We start from the raw sequence: 23,651 nt of genomic DNA, 5'->3' as shown, positions 1-23,651 counted from the left end.
TTACCTTGCTAATAGAAATGAGTATCATTATCAATGAATATCCTCAATCTATTATGAAGCATTGCAATTCCGGAGAAAAAACACAATGAATATCAATTGGATAAAACGCCAGTACGCGATCAGTATACTGGGTGCCGCCGCATTATTCACAGCACAAGCAACTCTCGCCAACGGTCCAATTGGTGAACATGTGAACCATTTGTCGGATAACCTTGAAAATTACACGCAAGAAGTGAACTGGTTGAACAGCAAAGTTGACGAGATGCTTCAGCGTTATCAGCAGGGCGGTGTTAAAGAAGCCAATCCTGATTTGCTGGTAGAACACTGGGAAGCGGTTAACTTCCATTCCGCTATTGAAACCAACTATGTGCCGGTCTATGCGTCCATCTGGCAAGGCCTGTTTGGCGTCAAAGGCGCGATTGAAAGCAACGCGTCAATTGAAGAGGTTCGCAAAGAACAGCGTTTGCTGGAACAATCTCTCTGGCAGGGACTGGGCGCAGTGAAACTGGCGGCGCAATATCAGGACCGTGGCCTTACCAGCAAGATCCAGGCAACTCAGGAAAACCCGACCAATTCACTGGAAGCGCTGAGCGCCATCGAAAATCATCTCAATCGTGTGATCGCCAAGTATGCTGAGCAACTGCCGAAAGAAGCGGTTACGATTGTGCATGATACTTACCTGAACCTGTTCGAAGGGGTGGAAGGTGAACTGATCGCCTTGGACGCCAAGCTGGTGGAAGATCTGGAAAAAGATTTCAATGTGGTTCTACCGCAAGCTATTCAGAATGGTGCCACGGTTGATGAGGTGCGCAACGTGGTCAACACCATGCAGGGCAAGTTGAACACAGCCTATTCACTGTTGGAACAATCTGCAGAAGAGAGAAAGGACGTTTTCTAAATGCAGCGCAGAACATTCATACAGTCCATGGCTGCGCTGGTCGCTGCCGGGGCGTTGCCACTGAGTATCAGCCAGGTCCTGGCCGACCCGGCCGCTGCAGTGTCTGCCGATGATTTGCCAGAACTTAAAGGCGAACTGACGCTGTATCTCGGCCGAGGCGAGGGTGGCCTGTATGAAAATGTGATCAAAGCCATTGAAGACCGCAACCCGGACTTCAAACTCCGTATCCGCCGTGGTCCGACGGCTTCCTTAGCCAATGCTATTCTGGCCGAAGCCAAGGCCGGCGTAAGGCGCGCCGATCTTTTCTGGGCCGTTGACTCCGGCGCCATCGGCATGGTCACAGCAGCCGGACTGGCGCAAGCCTTACCCGACGATCTCACCGGGCAACTGCGTGAAGATTTCCGCTTTCCCGACTGGGTGCCGGTCACCGGCCGGATTCGTACCATTCCCTTTAACACCGAGCGTCTGACTGCCGACAAGATCCCCGACGATATTATGGCCTTGCCGGACAGTGATTTCAGTGTCGGCTGGGCACCGGCTTATGCGGCGTTTCAATCATTTGTCACCGCTATGCGTATTCTGGAAGGGGACAAAGCGACCTCCGACTGGCTGCGTGCAATGAACAAGCGTGCCAAGACCTATGCCGGTGAACTGGGTGTGGTCATGGCGGTAGAAAGGGGTGAAGTCGATATCGGTCTGGCGAACCATTACTACACGCTACGCCTGAAATCCGGCAAGCCCGATGCCAGGGTTGATTTGGCCTTTACCCGCAATGACGCAGGTTGCCTGGTCAATGCCTCGGGCATTCTGGCCCTGAAAGAAGGCGAATTGCCGGTTAACTTCGTCCGTTATTTACTCACAAAAGAAGTCCAGACTTATTTGGCTGAACAGGCCTATGAGATCCCGCTGGTCAGCAATGTCTTGCCACCGGAAGGACTGCCAAAACTGACAACCATCAATCCACCGAAAGTCGATCTGACCCGTTTGGCCGATTTGCGCCCGACAGTTGATTTGATGCGTAACGCCGGCATTTTATGACGCAATGGTCTCCATCCTATCCACTGGCCTTTGTCATTGCGCTGTTGGCGTTAATGCCGGTGGCTGTATTGCTGGTGCTGGCATCCGACAGCCTGCAACTGTTCGATGCGCGTAACCTTCAGATCCTGACCAATACCCTGGCCCTGATGGTGCTGACCGCTGCCGGGGCAGTCTTGATTGGCGTGCCGCTGGCCTTGCTGACTGCCTATGTCAAGCTTCCCTGGGCAAAATTCTGGCTGGTTTTGCTGGCGGCGCCACTGGCTATTCCCAGCTATATCGGGGCTTTCACACTCTATGCCGCTTTTGGCCCCGGCGGTGAAATAGAACAACTGACCGGCATCTCCACGCCAAGCTTTGACGGCCTGTTCGGTTCCAGTGTGGTGATGGCACTCTATACCTACCCATTTGTGATGCTGACCGTGCGTGCCTCTTTACTGAGTCTTGACGCCAGTCTGGTCAATGCCGCCCGCACCCTTGGCATGTCTTTGTTCAGCAGTCTCTGGTTCGTGGTTTTACCCCGCATTACCAATGGCATAGCCGCCGGTGCTTTGCTGGCCGCGATGTATGCCTTGTCTGATTTCGGCACACCGGCCATCCTGCGGCTCGATACCTTCACCCGCATGATCTATGTCGAATACAACAGTTTCGGCCTGAGCCAGGCTGCCATGTTGTCCTTGCAGTTGCTGGTGATTGTCGGTCTGATTTTGTTTCTGGAGTCACGCGTCAAAGGCACGCGTGAGCGCCCTGGTAAAGCTTTGACACTCTGGCCCGGACGTCTGCGTACTTCCCTGATGCTGCTGGCTTGTATGCCGGTGGTTTTGCTTGCGATCATTTTGCCACTTGCCGTTTTTGGTGTCTGGCTGTGGCGCGAGGGCGCGGGTAATTTTGAACTGGTCTATGCCTGGAACTCGGCTTATGCCGCCTTGTTCGCGGCGATTGCCACCGTGGTGTTTGCCTTGCCAGTGGCGCAGGCGGCCATCAGCGGCAAATTCGGACGCCTGATGGAGCGTGTCAGCTTTCTGGGCTTTGGCGTGCCCGGCATTGTTATGGGCACGGCACTGGTTTATGTGGGATTAACATTCTCCGTGCTTTACCAGACATTGACCTTGCTGGTACTGGCCTATGTCATGCGCTTTTTGCCGCTTGCGGTGGGGGCCATCCGCTCGACATCAGAGCGGCTCGATCCCAGCCTGGTCAAGGCCGCACGATTACTGGGGGCCAGCCGCAAAGAAGCTTTCCGGCGTATCACGCTGCCGCTCAGTATTCGCGGTATCGTGGCCGGTGCAGCTTTAGTGTTCCTCGAAGTCATGCGAGAATTACCCGCCACCCTGATCCTTAGCCCGCTGGATTTTGAAACGTTGGCTACTTACCTGTGGCGAGTTTATGAAGCCGGCTATTTTGGTCAGGCCGCGATTCCGGGGCTGTTACTGGTAGTGATTTCCGGCTTGGCGCTGGCGATCATGTTTTACGGTGAACGCTGGAATCAAACAGATGTATTTGAGGAGTCTTCGCTTTCATGATTGAAGTTCAGAATGTCTCTGTCCACTACGACTCAAAAAAAGTCGTTGATGATCTCAGCCTGATGCTGGGCGATTCAGAGTTGCTCACACTGGTTGGGCCGACGGGCTGCGGCAAGACAACCATCCTGCAGGCTTTGGCAGGGCTGATTCCGATCTCGGAAGGCATAATCAAACTTGGTTCTCAGACCGTGACCGCGCAGAAGACCCTTCCGCCGGAAAAACGCCATGTCGGTATGGTGTTTCAGGACTTCGCTTTATTTCCGCACCTGACCGTCGAGCAGAACGTCAGCTTCAGACTCAAAAATAGTCACAAGGCCGATCACTGGCTGGATTTGCTGGGCCTCAACCCCTGGCGGCATGCCCATCCGGCCAATTTGTCGGGCGGCCAGAAACAGCGCGTGGCACTGGCACGCACCCTGGCCCATGAACCTGCCTTTGTGCTTCTTGATGAACCGCTGTCGAACCTTGATGCGGCGCTCAAAGACGATCTGCGCTGGGAAATCCGTAATGCCCTCAAAGATGCAGGCGTGCCCGCCATCTGGGTGACCCATGATCAGGAAGAAGCTTTATCAGTAGGTGATCGCATTGGTGTGTTAAGAGACGGGAAGCTGGAGCAGATCGACACACCGGAAACCTGTTTCAGTGAACCGGCCAATCGTTTTGTCGCCCGTTTCCTCGGTGATGCCAGCTTCCTGCCGGGCACATTGGAGCAGGGCAGTAACGTTGTTACTACGTCATTGGGCAACGCACCGGCTTCTCCGGTGAATGGGACTCATGGAAATGTCGATCTGTTGTTGAGGCCGGATGATCTGTCGCTAAATATTGTTGAGCAGGGCAATGGCGAAGTCGTCTGGAGCCGTTATGAAGGCAGTGCCCGCCTTTATGCGGTCAAAACCGATGATGGCTCCACCGTCAAAATCCGTTGCAGTCATGAAAACATCGCCAATCCCGGTCAGCGCGTGATGCTGCATATCACGACTACCCATCCATTAGCAGTATTTGCCCGCGAAAACAGTGAGTAGATTGGGTTGAGCTTTAGCGAAACCCAACAATTCAACATGTATCCAGCCCCATGTTGGGTTTCATTATTCAACCTAAACCTACAAATGCCGGCAAAGCCTCCGGTAAAAGCATTGTTGCCGTATAATGTGCGCCACCGAAGGGCGAATAGCTTAGACCGAATCAGCTATAGCGCGGTCTACCAGCTTCAGCCTGTTCTTAGCACGGCTTTAATATGCCCGGCAAAAATTCGCCCCAAAGTGCTGAATATAAGAGGATTACCAAGGAATAAGAATGTCTAAGATTATTTACACAAAAGTCGATGAATCGCCTGCCTCGGCAACCTATTCGCTGTTGCCCATCATTCGTGCTTTCACCAAGCCCGCAGATATTGAGTTTGAAATCAGTGATATCTCACTGGCTGGCAGACTTATCGCCAACTTTCCGGACAATCTGACCGAAACCCAAAAAATTTCTGACCACCTGACTGAACTGGGCAAGCTGACCCAGGACCCGGCCACCAACATCATCAAACTGCCGAATATCTCGGCGTCGATCCCGCAATTAAAAGCGGCTATAAAAGAACTCAAAGCCAAGGGCTACGACCTGCCAGACTACCCGGACAGCCCGAAAAATGACGCAGAGCAGAAGATTAAAGATCGTTATGCCAAGGTGCTGGGCTCAGCCGTGAACCCGGTTCTGCGTGAAGGTAACTCGGATCGTCGTGCTCCGGCAGCCGTGAAAAACTTTGCCCGCACCAACCCGCACTTTATGGGCGAGTGGAACGCCGATTCTGCCACCGAAGTCATGCATATGGCTGCCAATGATTTTTATGGCAGCGAACAGTCCGTCACCGCATCGGCAGCTAATGATTATAAAGTCACCTTTGTTGACGCTAACGGCAATGAAACTGTGCTGAAAAAATCCATTCCGGTTTTGGCGGGTGAAGTGGTCGATGCCACCTGCATGCGTGCCAAAAGCCTACAGGCGTTTTATGCCGATGCGATTGCCCGGGCGAAACAGAAAAACGTGCTGCTTTCACTGCACCTGAAAGCCACGATGATGAAAGTCTCTGATCCCATCCTGTTCGGCTTTGCGGTCAAAGTCTATTTCAAAGAGCTGATTGAAAAACACGGCGCTTTGTTTGAAGAACTGGGCGTTAACTTCAACAACGGCCTCGGTGATCTCTACAGCCGACTGGAAAACGTCGATGCTGAAACCAGAGCCCAGATTGAAGCCGATATCGAAGCGGTGTATGCCAAGCAACCTAATCTCGCGATGGTCGATTCCAACAAAGGCATTACCAACTTCCATGTGCCATCTGATGTCATTGTCGATGCCTCGATGCCTGCCATGATCCGTGCCGGCGGCAAGATGTGGGACAAAAACGGTGAGCAACAAGACACCCTGGCGATGATTCCGGATCGCTGCTATGCCGGCGTTTATAAAACCGTGGTCGATGACTGCAAAGCGAAAGGTGCCCTGGACCCGGTCACCATGGGTAGCGTGCCCAATGTCGGCCTGATGGCACAAAAAGCCGAAGAATACGGCTCGCATGATAAAACCTTCCAGGCACAGGCTGCCGGTAATATTATCGTCACCGATCTTGAAGGTGAAACCATCTTCAACTTTGATGTGGAAGAGGGCGATATCTTCCGTATGTGCCAGACCAAAGACGAACCCATCCGTGACTGGGTCAAACTGGCCGTAACACGTTCACGCCTGTCTGACACCCCAGCGATTTTCTGGCTGGATGAAAACCGGACCCATGATGCCGAACTGATCAAAAAGGTCAATGAATACCTGACTGAACATGACACAGCCGGACTGGATATCCGTATTCTGAACCCGGTTGTCGCCACGCAAATCACGCTGGACAGAATGCGTAAAGGGCAAGACACCATTTCAGTGACCGGTAACGTTTTGCGTGACTACAACACCGACCTGTTCCCGATTCTGGAACTGGGTACCTCGGCCAAGATGCTGTCAGTCGTGCCTTTGATGCAAGGTGGTGGTCTGTTTGAAACCGGAGCTGGCGGTACCGCGCCGAAACTGCTCACTCAACTAATTGAAGAAAATCATCTGAGCTGGGACTCGCTGGGTGAACTGATGGCTTTGGCTGCCTCGCTGGAACATCTGGCCAACACCCAGAATAACGCCAAAGCCAAAGTGCTGGCCGATACGCTGGATGCCGCCACCGGCAAACTGCTGCAGGAAAACAAATCACCGAAAGAACCGACCGGTGAATTGGATAACCGTGGTAGTCACTTCTACCTGGCGATGTACTGGGCACAGGCTTTGGCAGAGCAAAACCAAGACAGTGAGTTAAAAGAACTGTTCACACCGATCGCTCAAGCCATGACAGAAAATGAAGCCAAAATCGTTGAAGACATGACAACTGTACAAGGCAAAGCTGTCGATATGGGCGGCTACTACCTGCCGGATGATGCCATGATGCTGAACATTATGCGGCCGAGTGAAACGTTTAATAATATTCTGGCTGATCTAATTTAATTTGCTGCAACAGCTCGGATAAACAAAATGCCCTCATTTTGAGGGCTTTTTTATTATGTCATTTCGAGCGTCAGCCGGGAAATATTAGAGTCATTCCCGCGTAGGCGGGAACCCAGAACTTAGTCTTTATAACGTTCGCGGTAATATTCTTCCTCTTCTTGGCGGCGCTCACGTTCCATTTCCTCATGATGCTTGCGGTGTTCTCGCTCCATCTCCTCATGGTGCTTGCGTTCTTCCTTCGCCATTTCCTTTCTGTGTTTCCAGTATTCCTTATCGTCATCATCCCAGTCGTCGTGATGACGGTGATGATCGCGTTCAGCTTCGTGCCGTTCATAGTGCCGATGTTCATCATCGTCTGTATTCACACCAGCACCGACTGCACCGCCAACTGCTCCACCGACAATGGCACCGTCACGACCGCCAACTTCATTACCTACAGCCGCGCCGATAGCACCACCAATGCCACCGCCAATGGCTGCATCAACAGTTGAGTTATCAGCCATTGCTGTTGTGGTGATTAAAGAACTCAAAAGTAAGGGCAGAAATCGTTTCATTGTTATCTCCTTTCAATTTTCATTGACTATACACATTAGACGTAAAAATTTATCAGCCGAAACTCACATTGTATGCAAGTAAGTGTAGAAACGATTAAAACAGGCGGTTCCTGAATATTCGCTGAACATAACTCATCGTGCAATCAGTCTCACATCAGTAAAAAAGTCCTCAAAATGAGGGCCTTTTTACTATGTAATTTCGAGCGTCAGTCGAGAAATCTTAGAGGCAGTCCAACAAAGTCGGGACAACGGCGGGTGAGTTGATAGGCTTTGTCATTGCCGCGAAGGCGGGAGTCCATTAATTGCCTATGAGTTTCTGAACCTGCCCCCGATCTTTAATCCAACCACATATTTCAATCATCAAGCATATTTATAGCTAACGCCGATTCAGCAGGTTGTCTGATAAGCAATTCATTATCTGGAGGAGTCTCTATATTCCAGGGCATGTGAATAAGCCGTTAATTCAAGCTTGATAGCAAGGAGTGTCCAGATGGCCATAAAGCAGGGCAAGACCGATAAATTTGTTATACGGAAAGCGATGGAAGCCGATCTCCCTGTGCTTGTCGACTTTCTTGGCAGCTTGGCGCTTCATGTCGCAGGGGAGTCGCATCAAAGCCTTAAGAAAAAAGAGAGAAACCGGCTTATGAATGTGCTGCTTTCTTCCCTGTCCGATCCGAACAAGCTGCTCATCGTAGCAGAAACAACTGATGCCAGCCCGGTAGGGATGGGGTATCTATACGTGTGGCGTGACCAGGGCATTTGGGAGCAGGCAGGAGAGGTAGAATATAAGTCTGGATTCATTGATGATGTCTGGGTGGAACCGGATTTCAGGAACCTGGGTATTTTCAGCGCGATAATTCGGGAGTTGGTTGCATTCGCTGAAAGTCACGGTGTCCATGAGCTGATCCTTGAATATGCCGTTTCCAATAAAGAAGCGGAAGCGGTGTGGACCAAGCTCGGATTTAAACCCACGGGTATCCGCGCTGCTGCCTTCATACAAACGGTGCAGGATGCCTTGGCAAAACGGCCATGAAGATGACGCCTGTATACAAGTGCCTTTGAGGCCAAAGAGAGGATTAAGTGATAGGCGATCGCAGCGTAAATGTATTTACTGACGAGGTGATGTTGGGCCACAACCCGGAAGTGAATCTGCCTTTTCTTCCCAGTCGGGTGGAGAAGCGCGTCAGGACCATGCTGCAAGAACTAAATTTCAAATGGAGCTATCCCGAGCATCCCGGACGGCTGGCTGCGATTACAAAGTACCTGGAAGAAAACCCTGTGCCAGGTGTTAACTTCAAGTCTGGCCCCAGTGCCACCTACGACCAGCTGGGCCGAGTACATACCACGGCATATCTGGACCATATTTTCTCGCTGGCGGGGAAACGAGCCTGGCTGGATAGTGATACCACCGCTGTATCCCCTGACAGTATCAAAGCTGCCACCTCGGCGGCTGGTAATGCCATCGCGGCGGTAGAAAGCGTCGTAAAGGGTGGGGCACAAAGCGCATTCGCATTGGTACGGCCACCGGGACACCATGCTGCTCCGGTTCGGGCGAGGGGCTTTTGTCTGTTAAATAATGTTGCTGTGGCAGCGGCTCATGCTCAAGCGAAGTTGGGCTGCGAACGTATTCTGATAGTTGACTGGGATGCACATCATGGTAATGGCACCCAGGAAATATTCTGGGCTGATCCCGATGTGCTTTTCTTTGATACCCATTGCGCTGCCCCGTTTTATCCTGGCTCAGGATATTTGAATGAGGTGGGCGCCGGGGTCGGTGAGGGCTATACCATCAATGTGCCGTTGCCTGAGACCGCCGGGGACATCGCTTTCGAGAAAGCTTTTCGTGAAATACTGATTCCGGCTGCCGAGTATTTTAAACCCGACCTGGTGCTGGTCTCGGCGGGGTTCGACCCGCATCACAATGATATGGCCCTGAATCTCACTTATGATGGCTTCAAGGTTATCACTCGTATTGTTCAGGATATCGCCGACCAACACTGTGATGGCAGGTTAGCCCTTGTGCTGGAAGGTGGTTACAACCTGACATCGCTCGCCCGAGGTGTTCACGCAGTGTTAGAAGTACTGGCCGGGGGAGATATACCGGAATTGGCAGAAAGCGGGATCAAGGAAGTCACGGAAGCTGCAGCTTTTCATCGATCTGCGTTCACCGATGATGAATAATAATTGGGGTCACAATTATTGCAGCCGCGGAGAGTGTATCAGGCGGATAAGACAACCGAACTAGTACTTAGGTACAGTGGACAAAAAACAAATATAGCCACATGCTTAAAATTCTAAGACCAGCATTTATTGCTGAATGCCAGACAGTATTGAAAGGAGTTAACCATGGCTAAGCAGATCGGTACAGTCAACGCAGTTTCAGGTGCGGTAAGCGCAACAAGCTCTGATGGAACCATCAGAAACCTTCAGCTCAATGATGTGGTGTATGAAGATGACCTTATCATTACTGGAGAGAATGGCGTTGTTGAAATTGGATTTGCTAACAATCACACCATGGATCTGGGCAGAAACTCACAAGTAATGCTGGACGGCGATATTTATGATGCGACAACCACGGGCGCATCCGGACAGCCATCATCGCCCGATGTTGAAGCGATTCAACAGGCAGTGTTGGAAGGTGAAGATCCGACACTAATTCAAGAAGCAACAGCAGCGGGTGCCGGCACGCAAACCGGCAATGAGGGACACGACGCCGTTTTTGTTGATTACCTGAATCCTGAAGTCATTCCAGAGGCTGGTTTTGACACCACAGGCGTAACCAATGAGTACACGCTTCCTGAAGAAGACAATATTGTTGTACAGCAACAAACACCTGGCATACTCGAGTTGACCGTTTCGGTAGAGATTGAGGGGGGAGAAGCAGGCTTCCCACCGGGCAGTCCTCCTACGCCAGAGCATTCATTATTGATTGATGGCAACAGTGCCAGCGTGATTGAGGGGACGAGTGAGGGCACGAAAGAAATCGTGTTTATCATTCGTCTAAGCGAGGTTGCCACTGAAGCTGTAGAAGTCACCTATCAACTTCAGCCGGTAAGTGACAATGCCGCTGCTGATTTTGGTGAAGACTGGTTGGGTAATTCCATCATGCCCCAGACGATCACTATCCCTGCAGGCCAGACTGAGTACAGAGTGAATGTACATGTCGTTGAAGACCGCATCGACGAGGGTAACGGCGTTTTTCAATTGGTACTTCTGAGCGCCACTAATGCGAATATCAACCCAGAGGCTAACACGATACAAGTATCTATCTATGACGACGACGCAACACCAGATGCTAATGACGATGCCAATACGATATACGACGAAGAGGGCGTTGAGAGCTTTACAGTCACTGGAAATGTGCTGATTAATGACACTGACGCTGACCAGGATGATGAAAATGGCTCGCTTCGGATTGAAACGTCCGATGACATTGTGATCAATCATGAATACGGTACATTGACGCTCTCCGCCGACGGCAACTACCAATTTGATTTAAATGCAAACGGTGTAGCGCTTCTTAAAAGCCTTGGTGAAGAAGAGACCGCAGAAATCCTGTTTGAAAACGCCTATCAAGTCACTGATGGCGTCAACTTAGGCGACTCGGCAAACTTGTCTATTTCCCTTGTCGGGCTTAATGATCCGCCGTCATTATCAGTTAATGAGGGACAGACAGGTATTCTCTATGAGGCTGGGTTGAACACTGGCTCAAACGTCGGCATGACAGTCAATACGTTGACCGGCAGCTTTACACTCTCTGATCCTGATGGCAACGATGATATTACCCATGTCAAAATAAACAATACGGTTATTGATATTGCCGAACTGGGTAATAACAACCTGATTCAGGGACAATATGGGCAGCTGCTAATTATTGACTATAACAGCGAAACAGGTGAAGCCATATTCAAATACAACCTTACCGATCCAGCTATAGATATCGAAGACGCTGATGAGCTGGACTTGTTCGGCATGGCTGTTTCTGATGATGGTATCAACTTCTCTTCCCCCGTCAGTCTTCAATTTACGATTATGGATGACGTGCCGACGTTTACTATCGTGAATGAAGGGTTCGACGCTGACAACACTGTATCTCTGACCGCCTTTAACAGTGAGTCAGATCAAACGACCTACGATGATATTCAATTGGCTGACTGGGTGCTCGGCGCAGATGGCTTTGCGAGTGCCAATGTTACTATCCCGGAGGGGGTGAATGCACAAGTGGTATCACAGAGTGAGGACAGCATCGTATTGAATTTCCTTGACGGTGATGCGGTCGTTGCGACACTGACTTTGAATGCGAATGGTAGCGATAGCTTGCAAGTATTTAACAGAGAGTTTGATATCGAAACGATTCCTTTACTGACTTCATCGGTAAGCGCCTCTGGTCCCGAGTTAGTGAAATACATCAACTCCGAAAAGTTAAATGTGACCATCACCGGTAGTGATGGAGACACGCTGCCAAATGAGCCTCAGGATGAGGTCAACCCCAGTAAGCTCGGCTGGGCTGTGGATGATAACCAGATTGATGTGGGTGAATCCATCACTTTCAGCTTCGATCGCCCTGTCAGTGATTTCAGTTTTGCTGCTACTGGCTTTACTGGAGCACCATCAGATGACAGCATCGGGCTCAATATAACGGTTTACTACGATGAGTCGAAGACTGACTATGAGAGTTTTTCTGTCACTGCCGAGTCAAATCAGACGATTCAGCTCAACCAATTGGATGGCTTCGGCTCAGACCTGAGTTCCGTCAACACAATTTGGGCTGTAGAAGTTGAAAGTGACGCCTCAAGCCAGGATACCAACGATGGCTTTCGTTTAAACAATATTGTCGCTACAACCTCAAGCACTTCTGCGCCCACTGATCTGGAATTTACTGGTATCACCGTTGAAATTGAGGATACCGATGGCGATACAGCCAGTCAGAGCTTTGATCTTACTCTCAATGGAGAATATGGCTCAGATGTCTACGTCGAATCTATCGCCGGAACATCTTCAGATGATGCTCTTATGGGAACAAATGGTGATGATGTCATCAGGAGTGGTAGCGGTAATGACACTATTACCAGCGGTGATGGCAATGACCAACTGATCTGGGGGCCGGGTGAAACAGGCACGGACACGGTGACAGATTTCGAACAAGGCAACGATGTTATGGATATATCTCAACTTCTGGACCCTGAGGGCTCACTGGATATTGGGGGCGTGCATAGTCTGGATGATTACCTCAGAGCAAGCTTCGATGGTACTCATACTACATTTGAAGTTTTCAATAACGGTGATGCGGCAGAAGATGCAGCTATAGTGACACAAACTATCATTGTCACGGGGGATTTTACCGATCTTTCCACCCTGCTCATTGATGGCGACCTGGTGGTTGATCAGAGCTAATGCGAGTTGAAAACAGTGATTCTCTCTGTTTTTTTACCTCCTAAAAGGACCTCGTTTGATGCAACCTTATTATTTTATCAAACGCATTTGTCTGCTTGAACTCAAACGGAGTATCTATGTGGGCTACCTAGCCGCATTATTACGTTGGTTTAAAAGCCAAGCAATGATCATAGCATTGAGGTATGCGAAGACCAGTAAACCGATTTTATTGAGAGCTACGGTTATTAACATCCCTTCATGGGTTGAAGCCTGATCGATAGACATTTTTGCATTTAAAAGATTGAGAAATGACCACCATAGTGCATCATTTGCAGTCTTGATAGCTCCACTGGCTTGGCTTTCAAATTCGAGTATCAGTGCACTGCCTATTGTATAGGTTACGAATGTAATCAAAATCACACTCAGCGTTAGACTCTGAAGCTTGCTTTTATTTAGGTTTGTCAGTAGCAACTTCACAGATTTAATTGCTCTTAGAAACCTGATTACTCTCACTATCCTGGCAATTCGTCCCCAGCGAAGCGGATCTAACATTGGGATCGAGGCTAGTAAATCAATCCATCCCCATTTCATATAGCTGCGTTTAGATTCAGCGGTATAGAAATTGATAAAAAAGTCAGCGAGGAAGAACAGACATACTGCAAAGTCGACGTATTGAAGTAAGAGCTTTACTTCGCTATTGGAGATGATGAATTCTTGAATAAAAAGAGCGATTAACACATAGATGCTCAATGACAGCATAAATAGCTGATAAGCAGCACTTCCTTTTTCTTTCATATCAAATCCATTGTTATCAGGGATAGGCCGTATATATCTCAATAAACCTTAAATTATCAAGTTGGCCGACCCTTTGATTCTAGTGATTTTCGCAATGCGCCAAAACGTTTACGGTACTGCGCGGGCGTGAGGTTTACCTTGCGCTTGAATAATCGGCCGAAATATCCTGCATCTTCATACCCCACCTCATTGGCGATGGCCTCAATGGGTGTGTCACCACTTTCCAGCATTTGCTTGGCTTCTTCAAGGCGCATGGCGTGTACGTATTCCAGTGGCGACATGCCGGTTGCCTGCTGAAAACGCCGTTTAAAGGTACGTTCAGCAAGACCCGATAACCGGATCATATTGGTTACCGGGCTGGGTTCATCGTAATGTTCGGCAATCCAGGTCTGGCAACGGGCGATAATCGCGTCGTCGACCTGGCGTGTGCGGGCCAGTCGCGCAAAGGGTTGCTGGCCCACATGATGCCAGTCGATAAGGTTGATACGTGCCACCTGCATGGCGGCTTCCACACCCACGTTTCGCGCGATGAGATACAGGGATAAATCAAGCCAGGATGTACCACCACCGGCCATAATCAGACGTTGGCCTTCTCCGGTCACAACTAACGCCCGCTGCTCGTGCACCTTAACAATGGGAAAGCGTTCCCGCATGACATCACACCATGCCCAATGAGTGGTGGCATCCCATCCGTCAAGTAATCCCGCTTCGGCAAATAACATGGCACCGGAACAGGCAGCCGCCAGAATCGTGCCTTGTTCGTAACGATCTCTCAGCCACTGGAGTTCTTTGTCATATCTGTCGGCTAACGGTGTGCCGGGTGGCAAATTCACTTCTGGTACACAAATGACATCAAGGGGCGGACAGTCCGCCATGGCAGTGTGAGGCGTGATGTTTACGCCGTTACAGATATTGAGCGGTGCCGCCTCGCGGGCAATTAACAAGGTGTGGATAAGTGAACGCCCCGGTGTGCCCTGGGTAATGACATCCCAATCATGGCCGGTGGAAAGGAACAGGTCATACATACCATAGACTACGGCTCCCGTGGTTTCCGGGAAAATCAGCAAGCCAATAGTCGCTTTTTCTGTATTCATGGCCGATATGTCCAGATGTTTGCCGAAATGGCTTTAATCTTTCAGTGCCAACACGCGTATCTTGCAAAGCATCAACGGAAAACACAAGGAGAACAGCAATTGCAACAGTGTTAACCGTTGAACAATCATGAGTTTAAAACATCGAAGGAGGATCTGGCATGAGTAAATATCGTAACAATTTGCCACAATTGAGAGATAAGCTTTTTGTGACCGATGGTGGCCTGGAAACCACCCTTGTGTTTCATGAAGAACTGGCGCTGCCATTGTTTGCGGCCTTCGATCTGTTAAAAGACGAGCAGGGCATCGATACGCTGCGCAGTTATTACGAACGCTACGCCACTATTGCGCGGCAACGGGGTATGGGGTTTATCCTGGAAGCCCCAACCTGGCGCGCCAGCAGGGATTGGGCCGAACAGCTTGGCTATGATGCCGTTACCCTGGCCGATGCCAACCGCAAGGCCATCGGTTTGATGCTGGAAGTTCGTGAAACTTATGAAACGTCGGCATCACCCATGGTGATCAGCGGTAATCTGGGGCCGCGCGGTGACGGTTATGTGGCTGATACGAAAATGAGTGTCACGCAAGCCCGTGACTATCATAAGCAGCAAATTGAAACCTTCGCACAAACGGACGCGGATATGGTGTCGGTGCTCACCCTGAATTATATCGAAGAGGCAATGGGTATTGCACTGGCCGCGCGTGATAACAACATGCCGGTGGCCATTTCATTCACCGTGGAAACTGACGGCCTCCTGCCTTCAGGCGATACCCTTGCTGAGGCGATCCAGAAAACGGACGAGGCAACTGACGCTTATCCTGTGTACTACATGATCAACTGTGCCCATCCCACGCACTTTGAGCACGTGCTCAATGACGCTAGTGGTTGGAGAGAACGCATTCATGGTGTGCGGGCCAATGCGTCGAAGCGCAGTCATGCTGAACTGGATGAAAGCACCGAACTGGACGATGGTAATCCGCGTGAACTGGGCAACCACTACCAGCAATTGCGGCAGATCTTGCCTAACCTTAACGTGCTGGGCGGTTGCTGTGGCACCGACCATCGGCATGTCGAAGCAATATGCTCGGCCGTTGCCTGATTGTTATCGTGGCCATGGAAAGGATTGGTATGCTATATCAAAGTGAAAGCAGCGATTTAAAAATGGGGGATAGTCCATTTGCTAGGTTGGGTTAGGCAGTAGCCTAACTCAACCACATATTTCAATCATCAGTTATGTTTCAAGCTGGTCTTTAATCCGGATCTGACCCCAATTATTGTTTGTCTGCTTGCAATTGAGCGGAGTATCGACGGGCCTCACAAATGCAACACCAATCAAAAGGGATGGATGAATTGATTTTCAATCGTGTCTGACCCTTTTGATTGTGGCTGAAAGCTTCTTTGGCACACTGAAGACCGAGTTGGTCGATCATGAGGACTACCTAACAAGAACAGTGGCCAAACAAAGCCTATTCGAATATATCGAAGTCTTTTACAATCGAAAGCGGCGGCACTCGTATTTGAACTACGTAAGTCCTGAGGAATACGAGGCAAAATGAGTCTCTAACTAAATCCGTCCGTTTTATTGGGGGAATGTTAAAGCCCAGTTATTACCAATCTGATCTGACTCGCGTATACCGGGAGAATAAGAATGAAAATTGGTATTCCTAAAGAAATTTATACGGGCGAAAGACGTGTCGCCGCCACCCCTGAGGTCGTTACTCAATTACAAAAACTGGGGTTCACTGTTGCTGTTGAATCCGGTGCCGGTACACTCGCCAAATTCACCGATGAAAATTACAAAGCAGCCGGTGCAGAAATCGTCAGTGACACCCGTTCCCTGTGGTCATCCGCTGACCTTATCCTGAAAGTCAGGGCGCCGGACAATAACGAAACTGAATTGCTCCATGAAGGCCAGACCCTGATCAGTTTTTTCTGGCCGGCCCAGAACAAGGAATTAATGGATCGGTTGGCTGCCAAAAAAGTAACTGTCCAGGCGATGGACAGTGTTCCAAGAATTTCCCGCGCGCAAAAAATGGATGCCTTGAGTTCCATGGCAAATATAGCCGGTTACCGCGCAGTTATTGAAGCTGCCCAGCATTTTGGCCGGTTTTTCACTGGCCAGATAACCGCCGCCGGTAAAATTCCCCCGGCAAAAGTAATGGTCATCGGTGCTGGTGTGGCCGGCCTTTCCGCTATCGGTACTGCAAAAAGCCTGGGCGCAATAGTCCGTGCTTTTGATACCCGCCCTGAAGTAAAAGAACAGGTTGAAAGTATGGATGCGGAATTCCTGATGCTGGATTTTGAAGAAGAAGGAACGGGAACTGGCGGATATGCCAAGACTATGAGTCCGGAATTCATCAAGGCCGAAATGGAATTGTTTGCACAACAGGCCAAAGAAGTTGACATCATTATCACCACTGCACTGATCCCCGGTAAGCCTGCGCCCGAACTCATCACCGAAGACATGGTGAAAACCATGAAAGAAGGCAGTGTGATCGTTGACCTTGCAGCAGAACAAGGCGGCAACTGTAAACTGACAGAAGCCAACAACGTGGTAACCAGACATGGTGTGACGATTATCGGGTATACCGATTTACCCAGCCGCCTGCCTACACAATCCAGTCAGCTTTACGGCACCAACATCCGGCATTTATTGACTGATATGTGCAAGGAGAAAAACGGTGTCATCACTGTTGATATGGACGATGAAGTGATTCGTGGCACAACCATTATAAATAATGGACAGATTACCTGGCCACCGCCACCACCAAAACTGTCCGCAGTACCTGCCAAACCAGCAGCCAAAGTAGTTGAACCCGTCAAGAAAGAAGTAAAGAAACCTGGTGTATTGAGTTTCCTGGTACCGTTTATTATTGGTGGTATCACCTTGTTTGGTCTGGGACTGGTTGCACCTCCCGCATTCATGCAGCACTTTACAGTATTCGTGCTGGCCTGCTTTGTCGGTTACATGGTGATCTGGAATGTCACTCCTGCCCTGCACACTCCACTTATGAGTGTGACTAACGCGATCAGCAGCATCATAATCATTGGCGCGCTTATCCAGATTTCATCACCAGAAAAATGGATCATGTATCTGGCCGGATTCGCCATCCTAATAACAAGCATCAATATCGCCGGCGGTTTTGCAGTGACCCGCCGTATGTTGCAGATGTTCAGAAAATAATAATAAAGGGGAGCCAAGATGCCAGCAGGATTAGTTACAGTTTCATATATCGGGGCGACCATCCTTTTCATTCTGGCCCTGGGTGGGTTAAGTCATCCGGAATCATCCCGACGTGGAAATTATTATGGTATGACAGGCATGGGTATTGCCCTGCTTGCCACCATTTTTGGCGTTGTCTCTGATAATTACGAAATATTGTTCGGCGGCATGATCGTCGGGGGGGTAATCGGTTATATCCTTGCGCAAAAAGTGCAGATGACACAGATGCCGGAACTGGTTGCCATACTGCACAGTCTGGTCGGCCTGGCCGCTGTCCTGGTAGGTTATGCCAATTTCATGGGGCATGATCCAACTATCACCGGTGTCGATAAAACCATTCATGATATCGAAACCTATCTTGGTATATTGATCGGAGCCGTAACATTTACCGGTTCTGTGATCGCATTCGGTAAACTCAGCGGCAAAGTTACTGGTAAACCGATGCTCATTCCCGGACGTCACTGGTTTAATCTCATTTTATTGATCGCTTCCATATGGTTGTGTTTCGATTTTGTTGATCAATCTGCTGTTGGTTCCGGAATGATACCGCTCGCAATTATGACTGCAATTGCATTGATCTTTGGTATTCACATGGTCATGGCCATTGGTGGTGCAGATATGCCGGTCGTCATATCCATGTTAAACAGTTATTCCGGATGGGCGGCGGCGGCTACCGGTTTTATGTTGAACAATGATTTGCTGATCGTTGTCGGCGCATTGGTCGGCAGCAGTGGCGCTATTCTGAGTTACATCATGTGCCGCGCCATGAACCGTAAATTTGTTGCTGTAATTGCCGGTGGTTTCGGTACCAGCGGCGGCAGAGCTGCAGCCAGTAGTGAAGAAGCCGGAGAAGTAAATCCGATCGAAGCAGATGAAGTTGCCGGCATGTTGCTTGATGCCAAAGAAATCATGATCGTGCCGGGTTATGGTATGGCCGTCGCACAGGCACAACATACGGTTTTTGAAATCACCAAAACCTTGCGCGATAAAGGTGTGAATGTCCGTTTCGGTATTCATCCGGTGGCGGGACGTATGCCGGGACACATGAACGTATTACTCGCAGAAGCGCATGTGCCTTACGATATCGTATTTGAGATGGAAGAAGTCAATGAAGATTTTCCGGAAGTGGATGTTTCCATCGTCATAGGTGCAAACGATATTGTAAATCCGGCAGCGCTTGAAGAACCCAACAGTCCGATTGCCGGCATGCCAGTACTGGAAGTCTGGAAAGGCAAGGCCACGATCGTCATGAAACGCAGTATGGCAACAGGCTATGCCGGTGTGGACAATCCTCTCTTCTACAAGGAAAACACCCGCATGTTCTTCGGCGATGCCAAGGCGAAACTTGAGGAAGTGCTGAAAAGCATTAGTGCCTGATTAACATGAATCCTGGAGACTGTATTAATTTCTGCTGGCTTCTCCAGCATGAACCTGTGACCTGCATCTTCTATCTTTTCATAGCGCCACGTGCCGGTTACATTCCACCTTGATTCTTTCATTTGCGCTTGCAGCAGGTGGTGGTCATGTGTACTCCAGATACCCATCACCGGAACAGTGATCAATGGAAATAGCGGCTCTGTAATACGTTTGCCGAAACCACGTAGTTCAAGTGATCTGGCCCCTTGATTTGCTGTGATACCGCCTATAATGGTGTCCGGGTTTACATAAAACCTGAGAGATAAAAAGCGAAACTTCAAAAACTTAGAGCGTTAATGGGCTGTCATAATGATGGTGTTTATTCAAATACCAAACACATCAATCAAGGAGGCAGAAATGAAAAAATTGCTTCTTATCACAATCTCTCCTCTTGTCCTTGCTATGTCATCTTTTGTTATAGCCGCAGACTACCCTGAATTTGGTGGTCGCTGTGCGATGGGCATTGTCATGGGCGAAGAATTCAAAACAGACTGTTCAGTCGACTGGACTGGCCCGAACGGCAACCAATACTGTTTTGGTAATCAACAAGCAAAAAAAGATTTCCTGAAAAAACAGGATGAAAACCTGCATAAAGCTTTTGCTAATTACGAACAGGTTGTTACTGAATAAACAATACTGAGAGTTAAGCTGGACAGGGACGTCCACTAATGATCAACGGGGGCAGGGTGGATTTATTTATCAGAATGATCTCAATTGTGTCTGTAGTGGTCAGCTAATGAACACCGAATCGCAGTCTTTAACAATAAATTAGAAATCTGACCTTTACCATTGATCCGTTTTCAATCGTGTCTGACCCTTTTGATTTGTGACCCTTTTGATTTGCTTTTGATTTGTTGTAAAATTCGCGACTTCGGTGTCTGATCGAGGACACCCATTTTCGAGTTGCCTACGCCATTGATTCCCTTGAGTTTTCACGTTAGTCAGAAAAACCTTCGAATGAAGTCTATTGTCTGGCTGGTTTGCGTCTTATTCAGTTCGAACGCGCTGTCTGCGGGCGAAGTTGAAATCCCTTTACTGGCTGAAACTGCTCACCTCCAGACTGCGATCGGTCGCGCCCTTGAATTTGATGAAAACGGTCAGGGTAAATTGGGTGACGACCCATGTAACCGTCTTGAGCTGTCAGATCTGCAGGTGGTGACCGAGGATGCCCAACTGTCTGTCGGCATGGTATTGACCGCCACGACCGGTGCCCACGTGCTCGGTGCCTGCCGCGGCCTGAAGCCAGGGAAGGGCCGTCTTGCATTGAAACTGACTCCGCGGGTTATGGAGTCGGGACTGGCCATAGAGTTTGTGCCTGATTCGATCGAATTGTCGCGACCAGATAGTAGCCCCGGCCTTTTGAGCAAACCCGCTAAGGTTATTGCCAATACGCTGGTGTTGCCCCGCATGAAAAGTGTGAAAATTGACCTGGCCGAGCCACTGAGTAGCCTTGATGCATTGATTGAGCAATCGCTGGGACAGGGTGATGAACAGACCTTGGTTCAGCGGACGCGTATTAGCCGTCTCCAAACGGAAGAAACAGGCGTCAGGGCTTGGCTAGCTTTTCAGGTACGTACTCCTGAACCGGCCGAACACGTGTCCGAGCCAATTCTTGACGAGAACGAGCTTGTTCAATGGCAAACGCTTGAAGATGAGTTAGACGGCTTTCTGACCACCATCATTTCGGCGCTGGCCCACTCAACAAACTCTCATACCTTACGCCTTGAATTACTCGCCGTGCTCCTGGATGCACGACACGCCATTGCCGAGGCGCTGACCATCGATGATCCTGATTCTGATCCTGTTCGAGAACTGTTCCTGACGACATGGGATAGGTTACGACCACTCATGAGCGAACTTGAAAGTCTGGCGACTCCGGGTTTGGAAGCTGATTTCAGGCTGGCCGCGTTTATAGCGGGTGGTGACGCACTGAAGGCACTTGATGCGCTTGGGTCTGAATATGGTTTTGAGATCACGCGTGACGGGCTGCGCAGGCTTGCCCGCTTGCTGCTGAACGAAGCGGTGCCGCCGAGTTTTACACCGTTACCTTTGGAGGTCGATCCCGAGTTTCGCGATTTGTTTGGGTTTAATGACAGCGATCAGGCTGAAGAGACAACGGAAGAATTAACGCAACACATCGCCGGCGGTTTTGGCCGGGTAGGGTCTTGGCTGTTGCCGGTCGCTTATGCCGACAACATCCCTCCAGCTGAGGCGTTAAAGGGGCTAGTCCCGCAGCCGGAGAACCTGAATCATTACCTTGAGTTGGTCGCCAACTTACTGGAACAGCAGTCCAGTGCTTGGCTAGCCGAGAATAATAAGATGCCGAAAAGACTGGCAAAGCGACTCGACCCTCTGGTTCGTGCTACAGCATGGAAAGAATCCTGCTGGCGCCAACTCACAGGGTCGAGTAGCAATCCTCAAGTATTGCGTTCAGCCGGTGGCGCAGTGGGCATGATGCAGATCAACGGTCGGGTCTGGCGCAAGGTCTACGATCTGGATCGCCTCGTTGATGAGGTCGACTACAACGTGAATGCCGGCATCGACATTCTGACCCATTACTTGGTTGATTATGCGATCCGGCGAGGCGAGCACGAGCAGCCCGGCGGTGATGACAATTTGATAAAGGCAACCTATGCCGCTTATAACGGCGGGCCGGGACACTTGGCACGATACCGTCGCGACGACACACCCACCCAATTGAAGGCTATCGACAATGCCTTCTGGAGTCATTACACGACTATCCAAGCTGAACAATGGCCGGATATCTCAAGCTGCTATACGGTCGGTCAGTAAGACTAGCTAGCCACTTAATAGACGCAGAGACAAAAAAGCCGACGCAATGTCGGCTTTTATTTTAAGCGGATAAGCGACGTCAACTTACTTTGGGTTGTACTCATCAAAGCGTTCGATATATTCGTCGAGATTCGTCGCCATCATTTCTGCAAAACGCTGAGTGAAATACTCAATGATTTTTTGTTTTTCTTCTTTTAACTTTTCAACCTCATCAAACTGAGGTGCCGTACTAAATACGCTGAAACGTGCGGCAGAAAAGAGTATTGCAGAATTCACATTTTCTGCTTCGGTTTCTGCATGCTGCTGGTTAGCAACGTCAATAAACTCATCACAACGTTCTTGGAATGTTTTTTCAGCTGGGGCGTTTTCGCTCATTTTCTCTCTCGTTAATATTAGTTAGACACAAAAAGTCGATTAGCCAAACAGTGACTTGATACGATTGACCAAAATTTTCACACGGCACAAGAAGCATTTTGCCAAATTGCCATTGGCGTGTTTGAAGTGTTTTTTGAATGGCTTTGTCACTTCCCATGTACCTTTGAAACCATTCGGGAAAATCACCAAATCACCCGCTTTGAATGTCACCGCTGGACTACCATCTTCTGGCGTCATCACACATTCCCCTTCAAGGATGTAGGCATACTCAGTGGTGATAAAGCTCCAGGGGAACACAGATACTTCTTTCTGCCATGTCGGCCAGTGATTTACACCTAATTTCTTTAGTTTCTCTTCGCTTGGGTTAGTTTCTACAGTGATTTGTTTCATTTAATTTCCTGAATCATCTCATATCGCGGGTCGATATGATTTTAGGGAAGTTAGGGTACGTTATTGGGGTTAATTTTCATAGGCAATCATGCTGCGACATTTGCTAATGAGGCTTGGCATATACCGCATTTGAATTTTAATCATCGAATGATTATCAGATTAACTGGCTCAATGCGTTGCTAGGTTTGCAAACAAAAGAGTAGATTAACCCTTGGGATTATTTTAGTCGTCTCAGCGTTGTTGGAATTATAGAGAAGGAAGCAAAATGCAGAAGGTGTTAGCTAAAGAATCGATCAAGCTGCTCAAGCTCTTGGCTGTCGGATTTCTGCTGATCATTATTCTTGTACTGGCAGGTGAAAAACTGACGGGTACAGAAGCAGTGATATTGGCTATCACCCCGTATATTCTTTACCAGCTTTATTCTGCGTTTAACAGGGCTGGGCGTCGTAAGAAGAAATAATCCGTCTCAAAACTGAAATTTGGGGGCTTGAAATAATCAATCGTGTCTGACCCCATGATTTCACTCTAAAAAATAAAAAGGGTTGGATCCAAATTAAATAGATTTCTTCACTTTCCACCTGCCACGTTTTCTAAATGCTTAAATGTAGATCTGACATTCCCCCAGTTTAACGGACACTTTTAATCGGCGACAATGTCGCCTAGAAGGAGTG

General features: G+C 49.3%; 19 protein-coding genes and 1 pseudogene. 15 read left to right on the top strand and 5 right to left on the bottom strand.

What is annotated here, in order from left to right; translation table 11 throughout:
- Positions 1 to 85 precede the first annotated feature (85 nt).
- From OMP95_RS03550 to OMP95_RS03530, 5 genes are all read left to right on the top strand, one after another.
- Positions 86 to 898 carry a hypothetical protein gene (locus OMP95_RS03550; protein WP_266326016.1) on the top strand — a complete coding sequence of 271 codons (813 nt, stop codon included), beginning with the start codon at positions 86 to 88 and terminating at the stop codon, positions 896 to 898.
- The gene (locus OMP95_RS03545; RefSeq protein ID WP_266326014.1) at positions 899 to 1,936 is read left to right on the top strand and encodes a substrate-binding domain-containing protein; all 1,038 of its coding nucleotides are present in this window, start codon (positions 899 to 901) and stop codon (positions 1,934 to 1,936) included.
- Positions 1,933 to 3,456, top strand: a complete 1,524-nt coding sequence (locus OMP95_RS03540; protein ID WP_266326012.1) for an ABC transporter permease — start codon at positions 1,933 to 1,935, stop codon at positions 3,454 to 3,456. Before OMP95_RS03545 ends, OMP95_RS03540 begins: the two co-directional genes overlap by 4 nt.
- On the top strand, positions 3,453 to 4,478 hold the full coding sequence (locus OMP95_RS03535) for an ABC transporter ATP-binding protein (protein WP_266326010.1): 1,026 nt from the start codon (positions 3,453 to 3,455) through the stop codon (positions 4,476 to 4,478). The genes OMP95_RS03540 and OMP95_RS03535 overlap by 4 nt, the downstream gene beginning before the upstream one ends.
- A 271-nt stretch (positions 4,479 to 4,749) precedes the next feature.
- A complete protein-coding gene (locus tag OMP95_RS03530) occupies positions 4,750 to 6,969 on the top strand; it encodes an NADP-dependent isocitrate dehydrogenase (protein ID WP_266326008.1) in 2,220 nt (739 codons plus the stop codon).
- A gap of 119 nt (positions 6,970 to 7,088) precedes the next feature.
- Here OMP95_RS03530 and OMP95_RS03525 read toward each other — a convergent pair whose 3' ends face one another.
- Complete coding sequence (locus tag OMP95_RS03525; protein WP_266326007.1) at positions 7,089 to 7,523, bottom strand: glycine zipper domain-containing protein; 435 nt, start codon at positions 7,521 to 7,523, stop codon at positions 7,089 to 7,091.
- A gap of 490 nt (positions 7,524 to 8,013) precedes the next feature.
- Here OMP95_RS03525 and OMP95_RS03520 point away from each other — a divergent pair, with 490 nt between their 5' ends.
- From OMP95_RS03520 to OMP95_RS03510, 3 genes are all read left to right on the top strand, one after another.
- Positions 8,014 to 8,556: a GNAT family N-acetyltransferase gene (locus tag OMP95_RS03520; RefSeq protein ID WP_266326005.1), complete on the top strand. Its 543-nt coding sequence runs from the start codon at positions 8,014 to 8,016 to the stop codon at positions 8,554 to 8,556.
- 47 nt (positions 8,557 to 8,603) lie between these two features.
- Positions 8,604 to 9,704, top strand: coding sequence for a histone deacetylase (locus OMP95_RS03515; protein WP_266326003.1), 1,101 nt, complete (start codon positions 8,604 to 8,606; stop codon positions 9,702 to 9,704).
- 165 nt (positions 9,705 to 9,869) lie between these two features.
- Entirely contained in the window at positions 9,870 to 12,917 is a 3,048-nt protein-coding gene (locus OMP95_RS03510) for a retention module-containing protein (RefSeq protein ID WP_266326001.1), read from the top strand.
- Positions 12,918 to 13,040: 123 nt separating this feature from the next.
- Here the strand turns inward: OMP95_RS03510 and OMP95_RS03505 are convergent, their stop codons facing one another.
- Both OMP95_RS03505 and OMP95_RS03500 read right to left on the bottom strand, forming a co-directional pair.
- A complete protein-coding gene (locus OMP95_RS03505) occupies positions 13,041 to 13,691 on the bottom strand; it encodes an ion transporter (RefSeq protein WP_266325999.1) in 651 nt (216 codons plus the stop codon).
- A gap of 56 nt (positions 13,692 to 13,747) precedes the next feature.
- Positions 13,748 to 14,785, bottom strand: a complete 1,038-nt coding sequence (locus OMP95_RS03500; RefSeq protein WP_266325997.1) for a GlxA family transcriptional regulator — start codon at positions 14,783 to 14,785, stop codon at positions 13,748 to 13,750.
- Positions 14,786 to 14,943: 158 nt separating this feature from the next.
- Here OMP95_RS03500 and OMP95_RS03495 point away from each other — a divergent pair, with 158 nt between their 5' ends.
- From OMP95_RS03495 to OMP95_RS03470, 6 genes and pseudogenes are all read left to right on the top strand, one after another.
- The gene (locus OMP95_RS03495; RefSeq protein ID WP_266325995.1) at positions 14,944 to 15,882 is read left to right on the top strand and encodes a homocysteine S-methyltransferase family protein; all 939 of its coding nucleotides are present in this window, start codon (positions 14,944 to 14,946) and stop codon (positions 15,880 to 15,882) included.
- 286 nt (positions 15,883 to 16,168) lie between these two features.
- Positions 16,169 to 16,339, top strand: a pseudogene (locus tag OMP95_RS03490) (IS3 family transposase); the annotation flags it as partial.
- Between the two features lie 92 nt (positions 16,340 to 16,431).
- The gene (locus OMP95_RS03485; RefSeq protein WP_266325993.1) at positions 16,432 to 17,967 is read left to right on the top strand and encodes a Re/Si-specific NAD(P)(+) transhydrogenase subunit alpha; all 1,536 of its coding nucleotides are present in this window, start codon (positions 16,432 to 16,434) and stop codon (positions 17,965 to 17,967) included.
- 18 nt (positions 17,968 to 17,985) lie between these two features.
- The gene (gene pntB / locus OMP95_RS03480; RefSeq protein ID WP_266325991.1) at positions 17,986 to 19,383 is read left to right on the top strand and encodes a Re/Si-specific NAD(P)(+) transhydrogenase subunit beta; all 1,398 of its coding nucleotides are present in this window, start codon (positions 17,986 to 17,988) and stop codon (positions 19,381 to 19,383) included.
- A gap of 396 nt (positions 19,384 to 19,779) precedes the next feature.
- Entirely contained in the window at positions 19,780 to 20,052 is a 273-nt protein-coding gene (locus OMP95_RS03475; protein ID WP_266325989.1) for a hypothetical protein, read from the top strand.
- A gap of 327 nt (positions 20,053 to 20,379) precedes the next feature.
- Positions 20,380 to 22,215, top strand: a complete 1,836-nt coding sequence (locus OMP95_RS03470) for a lytic transglycosylase domain-containing protein (protein WP_266325987.1) — start codon at positions 20,380 to 20,382, stop codon at positions 22,213 to 22,215.
- An 84-nt stretch (positions 22,216 to 22,299) separates the two neighbouring features.
- On the opposite strand, the gene OMP95_RS03465 is transcribed toward OMP95_RS03470, so the two are convergent.
- Entirely contained in the window at positions 22,300 to 22,590 is a 291-nt protein-coding gene (locus OMP95_RS03465; protein WP_266325985.1) for a DUF3144 domain-containing protein, read from the bottom strand.
- 39 nt (positions 22,591 to 22,629) lie between these two features.
- Positions 22,630 to 22,980 (bottom strand): cupin domain-containing protein, encoded by a 351-nt coding sequence (locus tag OMP95_RS03460; RefSeq protein WP_266325983.1) that lies wholly within the window; start codon positions 22,978 to 22,980, stop codon positions 22,630 to 22,632.
- A gap of 265 nt (positions 22,981 to 23,245) precedes the next feature.
- Between OMP95_RS03460 and OMP95_RS03455 the strand changes: the two genes are divergently transcribed.
- Complete coding sequence (locus OMP95_RS03455; RefSeq protein ID WP_266325981.1) at positions 23,246 to 23,440, top strand: hypothetical protein; 195 nt, start codon at positions 23,246 to 23,248, stop codon at positions 23,438 to 23,440.
- The last annotated feature ends 211 nt before the right edge of the window (positions 23,441 to 23,651 follow it).

The organism is Methylophaga sp. OBS4, from assembly GCF_026319305.1.
Classification (GTDB): domain Bacteria; phylum Pseudomonadota; class Gammaproteobacteria; order Nitrosococcales; family Methylophagaceae; genus Methylophaga.
The sequence above is the reverse complement of the archived record's forward strand: the minus strand, read 5'-3'. Positions and strand labels throughout refer to the sequence as shown.

Excerpts from the sequence above, each read along its gene's own strand:
- OMP95_RS03500 (WP_266325997.1), bottom strand. The coding sequence starts at position 14,785 with ATGAATACAGAAAAAGCGACTATTGGCTTGCTGATTTTCCCGGAAACC.
- OMP95_RS03475 (WP_266325989.1), top strand. The coding sequence starts at position 19,780 with ATGAAAAAATTGCTTCTTATCACAATCTCTCCTCTTGTCCTTGCTATG.
- OMP95_RS03520 (WP_266326005.1), top strand. The coding sequence starts at position 8,014 with ATGGCCATAAAGCAGGGCAAGACCGATAAATTTGTTATACGGAAAGCG.
- OMP95_RS03485 (WP_266325993.1), top strand. The coding sequence starts at position 16,432 with ATGAAAATTGGTATTCCTAAAGAAATTTATACGGGCGAAAGACGTGTC.
- OMP95_RS03540 (WP_266326012.1), top strand. The coding sequence starts at position 1,933 with ATGACGCAATGGTCTCCATCCTATCCACTGGCCTTTGTCATTGCGCTG.
- OMP95_RS03550 (WP_266326016.1), top strand. The coding sequence starts at position 86 with ATGAATATCAATTGGATAAAACGCCAGTACGCGATCAGTATACTGGGT.
- OMP95_RS03545 (WP_266326014.1), top strand. The coding sequence starts at position 899 with ATGCAGCGCAGAACATTCATACAGTCCATGGCTGCGCTGGTCGCTGCC.
- pntB (WP_266325991.1), top strand. The coding sequence starts at position 17,986 with ATGCCAGCAGGATTAGTTACAGTTTCATATATCGGGGCGACCATCCTT.
- OMP95_RS03510 (WP_266326001.1), top strand. The coding sequence starts at position 9,870 with ATGGCTAAGCAGATCGGTACAGTCAACGCAGTTTCAGGTGCGGTAAGC.
- OMP95_RS03530 (WP_266326008.1), top strand. The coding sequence starts at position 4,750 with ATGTCTAAGATTATTTACACAAAAGTCGATGAATCGCCTGCCTCGGCA.
- OMP95_RS03465 (WP_266325985.1), bottom strand. The coding sequence starts at position 22,590 with ATGAGCGAAAACGCCCCAGCTGAAAAAACATTCCAAGAACGTTGTGAT.
- OMP95_RS03505 (WP_266325999.1), bottom strand. The coding sequence starts at position 13,691 with ATGAAAGAAAAAGGAAGTGCTGCTTATCAGCTATTTATGCTGTCATTG.
- OMP95_RS03455 (WP_266325981.1), top strand. The coding sequence starts at position 23,246 with ATGCAGAAGGTGTTAGCTAAAGAATCGATCAAGCTGCTCAAGCTCTTG.
- OMP95_RS03495 (WP_266325995.1), top strand. The coding sequence starts at position 14,944 with ATGAGTAAATATCGTAACAATTTGCCACAATTGAGAGATAAGCTTTTT.
- OMP95_RS03470 (WP_266325987.1), top strand. The coding sequence starts at position 20,380 with ATGAAGTCTATTGTCTGGCTGGTTTGCGTCTTATTCAGTTCGAACGCG.
- OMP95_RS03460 (WP_266325983.1), bottom strand. The coding sequence starts at position 22,980 with ATGAAACAAATCACTGTAGAAACTAACCCAAGCGAAGAGAAACTAAAG.
- OMP95_RS03535 (WP_266326010.1), top strand. The coding sequence starts at position 3,453 with ATGATTGAAGTTCAGAATGTCTCTGTCCACTACGACTCAAAAAAAGTC.
- OMP95_RS03525 (WP_266326007.1), bottom strand. The coding sequence starts at position 7,523 with ATGAAACGATTTCTGCCCTTACTTTTGAGTTCTTTAATCACCACAACA.